The organism is Flavobacterium sp. UBA2787 (genome assembly GCA_002352205.1).
Classification (GTDB): Bacteria; Bacteroidota; Bacteroidia; order Flavobacteriales; family Flavobacteriaceae; genus Flavobacterium.
Genome location: DEHZ01000010.1, coordinates 596,564 through 609,013 on the forward strand (window position 1 = coordinate 596,564; position 12,450 = coordinate 609,013).

Consider the following 12,450-nt stretch of genomic DNA (forward strand, 5'->3'; position numbering starts at 1 on the left):
ATTGTTTATTAAATACTAAATTAAGTTAAACAAAATTTGTAATTGCAATCTGAATCTTAATAAATGTATATTTCTTTTAATTTATTTTTTATAAATTATTGAGAATGAGAACATAATTTACTTTTAAACGATTTTTTTTACTTTTTACAAGTAAGATCGATTAGTTTTCCCAATAAAATCATAACTTTCGGAGCTTTTTATTAAGTACTTGTTTGTAGCCCCAAATACTGCATGCAATTTTTTACGGATTAGATAAGGTTGTATAGATGACACCTGAAGAAAAATTGAACATAATTAACCGTTTGAATGCTCTTGAACTTCAACAGAAAAAAAACCTGGATGAGATTGGAGCTTTAAAGAAATACCTCGAAGAAAATCCTAAGCTTTTAGAAAGTTGGATGGATTTAAATGAGGTAAGTGGCTTCTATATTGACAGTTTTTCAAAAATTGAATCGTATGAAAACCGTCCTGTAAATGAAGAAAACAGAAATGTTTTTGTAACAGAAAATCAAGCAAAATCTACGTTAGCAAAAGCTCAATTGAGTCAACTCTTAAAATCTTATAATAGCGGTTGGAATAATCAATTGGATAATTATGCTATTTTTCCACAACTGAAAGACGGAAAATTTACTCCTTATATCGGTATTTCTATTTTACCACAATTTTTAGCTTTTCGATCTAGAGAAAAAGCATTCTTGTTTTATCAGCAACACGAAGAATTAATTCAAATTTACTGGTCTGAGTTTGTGGAATAATTTTTGTAAATTCGATAAAAAAAGATTGATGAAGAATTTACTTTATATTTTACTTCTTATTTTTTATCAAACGACTTTTTCTCAAGTCATCATTCAAGAGGTTGAAAAGAGTGTACACGATTCAACATTTGTCAACTTAAAAGAATATTCTTCAGCTTTTGTATATGATATGCGTTATGCAACTGAAAATAATTTTTTGAAAGCCAAAGTGTATGATTGTGCTGAATGTTATTTACGATTCAAAACCATCAAAAAATTAGTAGAAGCCAATCAAAAGTTTATGAAATTAGGTTATAAAATTAAAATTTTTGATTGTTATAGACCTTTGGATGTTCAAAAGAAAATGTGGGCGATTGTTTCGAACCCTTCTTATGTTGCCGATCCAAGCAAAGGTTCGATACATAATCGAGGTGCTGCTGTAGATATAACTTTGGTTGATTTGGATGGAAATGAATTAGATATGGGAACCGATTTTGATCATTTTGGGAAAGAATCCGCACATTTATACCAAGATTTATCCGAAACCGTTTTAAATAATCGAAAATTGCTTCGCGAAGTGATGGAAGATTCATCCTTCAAAATCATTAAATCAGAGTGGTGGCATTATGATTTGGTAACAGAAGAAAAAGACAAAGTGTCTAATTTCACTTGGAATTGTGATTAGTTTTCAACACAATGCAAGTAATCCATGAAATAATTTTGCGGGCGACTAAATTGGTTCAATAATTCAGATTGTAATTCTTTTTTAATCATATAATCTACCGTTTCAGTAGTATATTTTACTCGCATTGAAACTACAGGACTTAACTTCAAATCTTCATAATTATTTTTAAGAAACAAAAAATTTGCCGAAAGTATTCTAACATTTCGTTCATCATTTCGCATAAAGCTTCCGCAATTTTCTACATCTGTATGAAGCATCGTAATGATTTTTCCATTCTCTAATTGAAGATATAATTTAGTTTTCGCATCAATGCAATAGGCTTTTATAAAGTCACTATTTTTATGTACCAATTGGAAATTTAAAACCGGAGTTCCATTATCATTTGAAAGCGAAAAAAAGACATAACTTTCATTGTTACCAAACTTTCTTTCGTGCATTAAAAATTCTTTAGTGGTTTTTAGTGAACCGATGCTGTCATTCACTTCAACATCATATTCGCATCTTTTTTGAGCCGTTGTTGGTATAAAATATAGGAAAGCTAAGCAGAAAAGTAAGAATCTCATAGGTCTATTAAATTTTGTTGCAAAGTAACACAATTTTGTTGTTTTTGTGATCAGTTGTAAAGAAAGTATATAAATTTCCACCATCATTTATTTTCCATTTTTTTCGAATGTTTTCTACCGTTTCTGGGAAATTTCTAGTAGTAATATTGGCTTTTTTGTTTTCTAAATGTAATTTTATTTCGTTTTTTTGGTATGGAATTACTTCGATAATTTCAAAAACTCTGCCACAAAAATCAATTTTTTCATCAGAAGTATATAAATGTGAATGTGGGTGGAGTTTTTTCAAATTAAACTGAACAGCAACTTCATCAAAACCTCCTGATTTCATGATGGCTGCATTTGGTTCAAAGAGAAACTTTTCCGGTTCACTGTAACTAACTTCAACAGAAGATTCACCTAAATTGAATTCAAACTTTTCTTCCTTATTTTTGGTAAGATTTACAGTTTTAATTTTAGGATTTCCTTCAAAACCTTGATTAATTTCCCAAAGCAGTTCTTTCACTTCATTTTCTACCGCAACGATGTGAATGGCTGATACGTTTTTTAATTCCTTTAATCCGGCCGTTAAATCGAGTAGAGGAGCGGTTTTAATCAGAATGTTAGAAGAATAGTTAAAATAGAAATCCAATAAATCAGGAACATTAGGTTCGCAATCACGAAGCATGAAAACTTTTCCTTTGACATCATTTCTTCGGGACGGATCGATGTAAATCCAATCAAATTTTTCGTAGATTTTTCTTAAAATTTCTTCACTTTCACCTGAAATGCATTGGATATTATCTACTTTTAACTGACTAAAATTATGTTTTACAATTTCTGATAATTCCAAGTTATGTTCACAATGGATAACTTTAGAAAATTGTTTGGAAAAGTAAAAAGCATCTACACCAAAACCACCGGTTAAGTCTATAATTTTTTTTCCTGAAATGAGTTTTGATTTGTGTAAAGCCGTTTTTTCAGAAGAAGTTTGCTCAACCGAAATTCTACTTGGATAAATTATATTTTTTGTTGAAAACCATGTTGGTAATTTATCTTTTGCTTTCGACTTTGCTTCTAATTGATTAATTATTAGTTTGTAATCTAAGTTTGGAAAAGGATTTTTTTGCAAAGCTAATTTTGAAATATTTTCATTTAAATTAGTTTCTATAAAATCTCGAACTTCTTTAACTGCTAAAAAATCAAAATTTTTCAAGGTTGGTTTATAATTTTCTGGTGAGTACTTGAACGATTTTATACTGCGGAAAAAATTCTTTAGCAATCACTTTTATAATTGTATAAAGCGGCACTGCTACAATCATCCCTATAATTCCTGAAATAAAACCGGCTGTCAAAATGACCAAAAAGATTTCCAAAGGATGCGATTTTGTACTGTTTGAAAAAATTAATGGTTGGCTAATGTTGTTATCAATTAGTTGAACTATATAAAAACCAAGTAAAACATATAAAGCAGTTGGTAAAATTTCAGATTGAAAATCGCTGCCAATTCCACCAATCATAGTTAATGACGCGGCAAGAATGCTACCAATCATTGGCCCAATATATGGAATGATATTCAAAATAGCACAAATAAAAGCAATAACAAATGCATTTTCAACACCAAAAATGAGTAAAACAATAAAATATAAAACAAAGCAAATTAAAAGCTGAAAAATTAAACCGATAAAATAGCGAGATAATAAATCATTAATTTTTGCTATCGAATTTAATGTTTCGGATTCATGATCATCCGGTATAATTTTTTTTGCTCCAACTAAAAATGTGACTTTATCTTTAAGAAAGAAGAAAGTGATGAATAAAACAGAAGCTACGCCAATTCCAATTGAACTTAATGTGGATAAAATCCCGTTGAAAATCGAAGGTAAAAAATTCATATTCAAGTAGGAAGCAATGTCTGTGTCTTTAAAAACATCTTCTATAAGTATACCGCGATCTAATAAATACAGATTCAAATCGTAATATAATAGCATGATTTTTTCTTGGATAGATTCGGTATTTAAAAGCGATAAACTTTGTGCTTGCGAGGAGATTAACGGGACAAACATCAAAATGAACAATGCTACTAAAATGAGGAGTAAAATCATCGTTGTAATGACTGCCCAAGTATTATTAAACTTGCATTTCTTTTTTAAAAATTCTACAACCGGATTGCAAATTAAGGTTAGAATTAGTGCAACAATTAAATAAATTATAATCGATTGAATAGCATATAAAAACCAACAACCTAAAGCAATTAAAACTAATGTACCAATTGCTCTTAAAATTCCGGATGAGATGGTTTTTGAAGTCATATTTTATTTTTTATAAAAATAGGAAAATTTAATTTACAAATACATAATGAACCAAATTGGCACCCATTTTCAGAGCTTTTTCACGCACTTCTTTCGGGTTATTGTGCACTTCTTCGTCTTCCCAACCATCACCTAAATCAGTTTCAAAGGTATAAACTAGAGCCAGTCTTCCTTCTATGAATATACCAAACGCTTGTGGTTTTTGTTTTTCATGTTCATGAATTTTCGGTATTCCGTTAGGAAAAGAAAACGGACCCTGAAAAATTTTGTGTGTGGATGGAATTTCTACCAATTCATTATTCGGAAAAATTTTCTTGATTTCTTTTCTGATGTATTTGTCCATTCCGTAGTTATCATCAATGTGCAAAAATCCGCCTGATGTTAAGTAATTTCTAAGATTTTGAATTTCATTATCATTAAAAACCACGTTCCCATGTCCTGTTAAATGCACAAACGGATAGGAAAACAAATCAGAACTTCCCGGTTCAACTGTCGCCGGCTTTTGTTTGATTTTGGTATTAATATTTTGATTGCAAAACTTTATCAAATTTGGTAAAGAAGTTGGATTTCCATACCAATCGCCACCACCACTGTATTTTAAAAGGGCAATTTCTTGAGCGTTTGCAGTTAAACCAAATAAAAAAAGTAGAAGAAGTTTTTTCATATTCAAAAGTTATTCATTCATCAAAACCACTGTATGACAAGCCACCACAGCTGCTGTTTCTGTTCGCAGTCTTGTATTGCCTAAAGATATAGGAATAAATTGTTTTTCTAAAGCGATTTCAATTTCTTTAACAGAAAAATCGCCTTCAGGACCAATCAAAATCGTGCAATCTTCACTTGTTTTTAAAACTGATTTCAAGGTTTTTTTATTTGTTTCTTCGCAGTGAGCAATGAATTTTTGTCCTTTAAATTGCTTTTTTACAAATTCTTTAAACGTAATCGGTTCATTCAAAATAGGTAAAAAATACTGATTAGATTGCTTCATAGCAGAAAGCAAAATTTTATCGAATCGTTCTGTTTTGATAACTTTTCGTTCCGAATGATCGCAGATAATCGGTGTGATTTCCTGAACACCAATTTCGGTAGCTTTTTCTAAAAACCATTCGTAACGGTCATTCATTTTAGTAGGAGCAACCGCCAAATGCAAATGGAATTTTGGTTCTTCTTGTTTTTCAAATGAAATGATATTTACAGTGCATTTTGAATCGGAAGCAATGGCGATTTCAGTTTTAAACAGAAACCCTAAACCATTGGTTACAAATAAAATATCGCCTTCTTTTTTACGCAAAACTTTAGCAATATGCTTACTTTCCTCTTTATCAAATGAAAAAGAAGTTGAATGTTCGTTTATATCTTTAAAATAAAATAATTGCATTATATTTCAATTCGGGCTTTTGAAACGACGGAAGCATTTTCAAACTGATTATGTAAATATTTTTGATACCCAACAATGCCAATCATAGCTGCATTATCGGTGGTGTATTCAAATTTAGGAATATAGGTTTTCCAACCATATTTTGCTTCAGCGTCTTTTAATGTTTGGCGAATGCCGGAATTGGCAGAAACTCCACCACCAATTGCAATTTGATTGATTCCGGTCTCTTCAACAGCTAACTTAAGTTTATCCATCAAAATTTTAATGATAATATTCTGCACAGAAGCACAAATATCGGCTTTATTTTCTTCAATAAAATTAGGATTTGCAGCCACATTTTTTTGTACAAAGTATAAAATTTGTGTCTTCAAACCCGAAAAACTGAAATTCAAACCTCCCACTTTTGGTTTAGTAAACGGAAAAGCTTTCGGATTTCCTTCTTTTGCAAATTGGTCAATCAACGGGCCACCGGGATAGGGAAGACCTAGAATTTTTGCAGTTTTGTCAAATGCTTCGCCCACGGCATCATCGGTGGTTTCTCCAATTACTTCCATGTCAAAAAAGCCGGAAACTTTTACAATTTGTGTATGACCTCCGGAAATCGTGAGTGCCAAAAATGGAAAAGTCGGCTTGTCAAAACCTTCTTCATCAATAAAATGAGCCAAAATATGAGCTTGCATGTGATTCACAGCCAAAAGCGGAATTTCCAATGCCATAGATAATGATTTGGCAAAAGAACTACCAACCAACAACGAACCCATTAGACCCGGACCTTGCGTAAAAGCAATTCCGCTCAGTTGGTTTTTGGTAATTCCGGCTTTTTTGAGAGCCATATCAACAACAGGCACTATATTTTGCTGATGAGCACGAGAAGCTAACTCCGGAACAACACCACCAAATTCCTCATGAATACTTTGTCTGGCAACTAAATTGGAAAGTACTTTATCATTTTTTAGAACCGCAGCAGCAGTGTCGTCGCACGAACTTTCAATAGCTAAAATATAAACGTAATCATTTGACATAAAAGGCACGAATTTTGAATATATTTGTTTAAATTATTTTAGCGTTATAGAATAGGATTTTACAACGTTAAAATAATTATTTTTGTTTCGTGTAAAAGTATGCTTTTTCACTAAAACACTGCAAATTTATAACATTTAAGGGTATCAAAAAATTTAAAAAAATAGTATTGCGTTCGGTAGTAATAATTCTACTATTATTGCTTTTTCTCGGCATACTACTTTCGTTACCCGCAGTTCAAACTAAAATTGGGCAATATTTAACCAACTCGATCAATGAAGATTTTGGTACTGATATCAATGTTGAACAAGTTACTTTTAACATATTTGGTGGTGTTAAACTCAAAGAAGTTCTAATACGAGATCATCATAAAGATACGCTTATTTATGCTAATCGAATCAAAACTAACATTTTAGATTTTAATCGTCTTCTTGATGGCGATTTACTTTTTGGCGATGTCAATGTTTCTTCATTATTATTTAATTTGAAACAATATAAAGGCGAAAAATATACTAATCTCGATAAATTTATTGAAGCTTTTGATGATGGAAAACCTTCATCAGGTAAGTTTTTAATGACAGCCGAATCGATGCATCTTACTGAAAGTCGATTTTTAATGGAAGATGAAAATCAGCAAAATACCAAAGTTGTTGATTTTTTACACATCAATGCCACCTTGAACGATTTTAAAATCAAAGGTTCGGATGTTTATACCACAATTTATAAAATGAATTTTAGAGATTTTCGCGGTCTTCAGGTGCAAAATGTGAAAACTCAATTTACTTATACCAAGGATAATATTTTACTTGAAAAGTTAGAAGCGAAAACAAAAAAATCATTTGTAAACGGAAATGTTGCTTTGCGTTACAAACGAGAAGATTTTTCAGATTTCAATAACAAAGTTGTTTTTGATGCACAAATTGATTCGGCTTCTGTGGCCTCCAACGATATTCGCTATTTTTATAATGAACTAGGAAAAGACAACCAGTATATTTTTAAAACAAATTTGTTGGGAACTTTGAATGATTTTACAACACAAAATCTCTTTCTTGAAGATTTGAACGGAACTCAAATTATAGGCGAAATTAATTTTAAAAACATCTTGTCCAAAGGAAATAATTCCTTCTACATGAAAGGTGATTTTGAAAAAATGACGTCAAATTATGATGATCTAGCTTCTATTCTGCCAAACATTTTGGGTAAATCGTTACCAACTTCACTCAAAAAATTGGGGCAATTTAATATCGAAGGAAAAACAGAACTCACCTTACAAACCATAAAAACAGATTTAATAATGAATTCGGCGTTGGGTAATCTTCAAACGAATTTAATTATGAATAATTTACAGAATATTGATAATGCATCTTATGAAGGTGTGGTTGTGTTGGATAATTTTAATCTAGGGGCACTGATTAATGAAAAAGATATTGGCTTGGTTTCCATGAATGTAGAGGTGAATGGAAAAGGCTTTACAGCAAAATTAATTGATACTAAGATTAAAGGAAAAGTTAGCCGAATTCAATATAACAATTACAATTATCAGGGAATTATTGTTGACGGAAGTTTAAAAAATCCAATATTTAAAGGAAAAGTCAACATAAATGATCCCAATTTATTCATGGATTTTAACGGTATTGTTGACGTTTCGAAACGTGAAAATGTATATAAATTTGATGCTTTAGTTGATTATGCTGATTTGAGTAAGCTCAATTTTGTAAAAAACGATAGTGTTTCTATTTTTAAAGGTAAAATTTACAGCAATCTTTCTGGAAATAGTTTAGACAATTTGCATGGTGATGTTTTAGTGGAACAAGCATCCTATCAAAACAATCGTGATATTTATATTTTTGATTCATTTAGTATAAACTCAACTTTTGATGAAAATCGAGAACGAACCATAGCAATAACTTCTCCTGATATTATTGAAGGAAAGTTAGTAGGTAAATTTGATTTTAATCAATTGCCGTTGATGTTGGAAAATTCGTTAGGAAGTATTTATGCCAATTATAATCCGAACAAAATTAAAAAAGGACAATATTTGAAGTTCAATTTTTCAATTTTTAATAAGATTATTGAAATTTTTTACCCGGAAATATCAGTTAGTTCGAACACCTTTATAAGAGGAAACATAAGTTCTGATACAAATGATTTTAAACTTGATTTTGAATCACCGGAAATTACAGCTTTTGAAAATAAATTTGAAAAAGTAGACGTTCAAGTCGATAATAAAAACCCATTATTCAACACTTACGTTAGCATTGATAGTATAAAAACAAAGCATTATAAAATTTCAGAGTTTAATCTGATTAATGTTACCAAAAGAGATACACTGTTTTTTAGAACAGAGTTTAAAGGTGGAAACAAAGCAGATGATTATTACAACATTGATGCCTATCACACTATCGATGAAGAGAAAAATAGTGTTGTTGGAATTTTTAAGTCTGAATTGAATTTTAAAGATTATTTATGGTATATCAACGAAGAAAACAATAACGAAAATAGAATCGTTTTTGACAAAAAGTTTACCAATTTTGTCTTTGAAAATTTTGTAATCTCTCATGAAGAACAAAAAATCAACTTTTTGGGCACTATTAAAGGAAAAGATTATAAAGACTTAAAACTGAATTTCAATCAGGTAAATATTGGTAAAATTATTCCCGAAATCGAAAACTTTATGATGGAAGGTAATATGAATGGAGAAATAGATTTTAAACAAAATAGCCAATTATATGAACCATATGCCTCCATTAAAATTGATAGTCTAAAAGTGAATAACATTGATTTTGGTGTTTTAAATTTGAACGTCACAGGAAATGAAGATTTGAAAACATTTGCTGTAAATGGCACCATTAAAAATGACAATTTAGAAAGCTTTTTAACCGAGGGAAGTATTTCTTTTGAAGGCGAAAAACCCTTCTTGGATTTGGATTTACGATTAAATGATTTCAATATAGGAGCTTTTAGCACGATGGGTGGAGATGTTATTTCAAACATTCGCGGATTGGTGACCGGTAATGCCAATTTTAGAGGAACAATTTCAAATCCCGAAATTAACGGGAGACTATTCCTAAATAAGGCCGGTTTAACAGTTCCGTATCTTAACGTGGATTATAAATTAGAAAATAATGCCATTGTTGATTTAACAGAAAGACAATTTTTACTCAGAAATATTGAACTCACCGATTCAAAATATAATACTAGCGGTATTCTTAACGGAAACGTAAGGCATACTAATTTAACCGATTGGAAACTAGATTTAAAAATAGACACAGACAATTTAATTGCTTTAGACACCCAAGATAGCGATGAAGCCTATTATTATGGAAAAGCATTTATTGCAGGAAATGCTACCATTAGTGGTCCAATCAATGCTTTGCTGATATCAGTTAATGCGACCTCTAAAAAAGGAACTGCAATTAAAATTCCGATTTCAAATGTGCAATCGGTTGGTGAGAAGAGTTACATTCGTTTTATCACTCCTGAAGAAAAATATAATTATAATTCTAATCTCCAGAGTCCAAAAAGAAATTACAACGGGTTAGAACTTGATTTTGATTTAACCTTAACGGAAGATGCCGAAATTGAAGTTATTTTAGACAAAGAAACCGGCCATAATATGAAAGGTAGAGGAGTGGGTATAATCACCATGCAAATCAATACCTTTGGTAAATTCAATATTTTTGGAGATTATCAAGTGTATGAAGGGATTTATAATTTCAAATACCGCGGTTTAGTAAGCAAACGTTTTGATGTAAAAAAGTATGGTAGCATCATTTGGGAAGGCGATCCATTACGTGCCCGTTTGAATCTTGAAGCGGTTTACAAAACACGAGCCAATCCCGGAATGTTGTTAAACAACACAACTGTAAACCAAAAAGTTCCTGTTGAAGTTGGTATCGCCATCAACGGAACAATTAGCAATCCAGAACCTGATTTCAACATTAATTTTCCAACTATTAGTTCAGTGTTAAAATCTGAAATTCAAACAAAGTTGGACGACAGAGATACCCGTCAAACCCAAGCATTGTATCTATTAGCTTCAGGAAGTTTTTTAAGTCCCGAAGGTGCTTTAGGTCAAAATGCGTTGTATAATAATTTGTTTGAAACAGTTAGTGGGGTGTTTGACAATATTTTTAATGATGAAGACAGTAAGATTTCAATGGGGGTAAATTATGTTGCACCAGACACCACTCCCGGTCGTGAAGCCGATGGAAATGTTGGTGTTACAACATCTTTTAACTTGAACGAACGCATTTCTGTTAATGGAAATTTAGGAGTTCCCGTTGGAGGAATTAATGATGCAGCGGTTGTTGGAGATGTCGAAATTTTATACCGTGTTAATGATGATGGAACTTTAAATATGCGTGTTTTTAATCGTGAAAGTGATATTAATTATGTTGGAGAAGGAATCGGTTATACCCAAGGTATTGGAGTTTCCTATCAAGTAGATTTTGATACATTTAACGAATTGATTACCAAAGTTTTCAAAAATGCAAAATTAACAGAAGATAAAAGCTCAAACAACGATATTCCCGACTCTGATTATACTCCCGAGTACATCAATTTTCTAGATCGTAAAAAAGCAAAAACAGAAAAAAAACAAACTACTCCTCCTGAAACCGAAAATATTCCTGAACAATAATAAGGAAGGCTAAGGTTTTTTCTCCTTTTTAGGTATTAATCAAAAACTTATCAACGAAAACGTTTGATTTTCGGTTAATATGTCAATTACTCAAAAAAGCACTATTTTAAGTCGCTAATCTTTGCTAACTTTACATTATAAACATAAAAAAATGAATAATACAATAAAAAAAGTAGGTGTTTTAACTTCTGGAGGTGATTCTCCGGGAATGAATGCAGCTATTCGATCTGTTGTGCGAACATGTGCTTATCATAACATCGAATGTGTTGGAATTTATAGAGGTTACCAAGGAATGATAGAAGGCGATTTTAAAGAAATGGGACCCCGTTCAGTAAACAATATAGTCAATAAAGGTGGAACTATTCTAAAATCAGCACGTTCAAAAGAATTTATGACGCCTGAAGGCAGAAAAAAAGCCTATGAACATTTGAAAAAAGAGGGTATTGACGGATTAGTTATTATAGGTGGAGACGGAAGTTTTACCGGAGCTGAAGTTTTCAATAAAGAATTTGGAATTCCAGTAATTGGAATTCCCGGTACAATTGATAATGACATTTATGGCACAAGTCACACTTTAGGCTATGATACCGCTTTGAACACTGTGGTAGAGTGTATAGATAAAATTCGTGATACTGCCAGTTCGCATAACCGACTTTTCTTTGTAGAAGTTATGGGACGAGATGCAGGACACATTGCATTAAATGCCGGAATTGGTGCCGGTGCCGAAGAAATTTTAATTCCCGAAGAAGATTTAGGTTTAGATAGATTATTAGAATCATTAGAAAAGAGTAGAAATTCAGGTAAATCCTCCAGCATTGTTGTGGTAGCCGAAGGTGACAAAATGGGTAAAAATGTATTCGAATTAAAAGATTATATCGAAAAACATTTACCGGAATATGATATTCGTGTTTCCGTTTTAGGCCACATGCAAAGAGGTGGAGCACCTTCTTGTTTCGACAGGGTTTTAGCGAGCAGGTTAGGTGTAAAAGCAGTAGAATCGCTAATGGAAGGTAAATCAAACTTTATGGCCGGAATTATTCAAGATGAAGTAACGCTTACACCTTTAGAACAAGCTATAAAAGGACATTATCCAATTGATAGGGAATTATTAAGAGTTTCTGATATAATGTCAACATAAAA

Annotated in this window: 10 protein-coding genes; 4 read left to right on the forward strand and 6 right to left on the reverse strand. The window is 31.5% G+C overall.

What is annotated here, in order from left to right; translation table 11 throughout:
- Nucleotides 1-284 precede the first annotated feature (284 nt).
- Nucleotides 285-755, forward strand: coding sequence for a hypothetical protein (locus B4N66_RS09305; RefSeq protein ID WP_291094175.1), 471 nt, complete (start codon nt 285-287; stop codon nt 753-755).
- A 28-nt stretch (nt 756-783) separates the two neighbouring features.
- Nucleotides 784-1,419, forward strand: a complete 636-nt coding sequence (locus B4N66_RS09310) for a M15 family metallopeptidase (RefSeq protein ID WP_291094176.1) — start codon at nt 784-786, stop codon at nt 1,417-1,419.
- Here the strand turns inward: B4N66_RS09310 and B4N66_RS09315 are convergent.
- Genes B4N66_RS09315 through tsaD form a run of 6 tightly spaced genes read right to left on the reverse strand, consistent with a single transcriptional unit; the run spans nt 1,416 to nt 6,670 of the window.
- Nucleotides 1,416-1,982, reverse strand: coding sequence for a hypothetical protein (locus B4N66_RS09315; RefSeq protein ID WP_291094178.1), 567 nt, complete (start codon nt 1,980-1,982; stop codon nt 1,416-1,418). The two genes, B4N66_RS09310 and B4N66_RS09315, sit on opposite strands and share 4 nt — an antisense overlap.
- Before the next feature lie 7 nt (nt 1,983-1,989).
- A complete protein-coding gene (locus tag B4N66_RS09320; protein WP_291094179.1) occupies nt 1,990-3,174 on the reverse strand; it encodes a class I SAM-dependent methyltransferase in 1,185 nt (394 codons plus the stop codon).
- A 7-nt stretch (nt 3,175-3,181) separates the two neighbouring features.
- The gene (locus B4N66_RS09325) at nt 3,182-4,270 is read right to left on the reverse strand and encodes an AI-2E family transporter (RefSeq protein WP_291094181.1); all 1,089 of its coding nucleotides are present in this window, start codon (nt 4,268-4,270) and stop codon (nt 3,182-3,184) included.
- Between the two features lie 28 nt (nt 4,271-4,298).
- Entirely contained in the window at nt 4,299-4,934 is a 636-nt protein-coding gene (locus B4N66_RS09330) for a DUF4159 domain-containing protein (RefSeq protein WP_291094183.1), read from the reverse strand.
- A gap of 9 nt (nt 4,935-4,943) precedes the next feature.
- Nucleotides 4,944-5,648, reverse strand: coding sequence for a 16S rRNA (uracil(1498)-N(3))-methyltransferase (locus B4N66_RS09335; RefSeq protein ID WP_291094185.1), 705 nt, complete (start codon nt 5,646-5,648; stop codon nt 4,944-4,946).
- Nucleotides 5,648-6,670: a tRNA (adenosine(37)-N6)-threonylcarbamoyltransferase complex transferase subunit TsaD gene (gene tsaD / locus B4N66_RS09340; RefSeq protein WP_291094186.1), complete on the reverse strand. Its 1,023-nt coding sequence runs from the start codon at nt 6,668-6,670 to the stop codon at nt 5,648-5,650. The genes B4N66_RS09335 and tsaD overlap by 1 nt, the downstream gene beginning before the upstream one ends.
- 167 nt (nt 6,671-6,837) lie before the next feature.
- Between tsaD and B4N66_RS09345 the strand changes: the two genes are divergently transcribed.
- The gene (locus B4N66_RS09345; protein WP_291094188.1) at nt 6,838-11,310 is read left to right on the forward strand and encodes a translocation/assembly module TamB domain-containing protein; all 4,473 of its coding nucleotides are present in this window, start codon (nt 6,838-6,840) and stop codon (nt 11,308-11,310) included.
- Nucleotides 11,311-11,461: 151 nt separating this feature from the next.
- Nucleotides 11,462-12,448, forward strand: a complete 987-nt coding sequence (pfkA, locus tag B4N66_RS09350) for a 6-phosphofructokinase (RefSeq protein WP_291094189.1) — start codon at nt 11,462-11,464, stop codon at nt 12,446-12,448.
- Nucleotides 12,449-12,450: the final 2 nt, after the last annotated feature.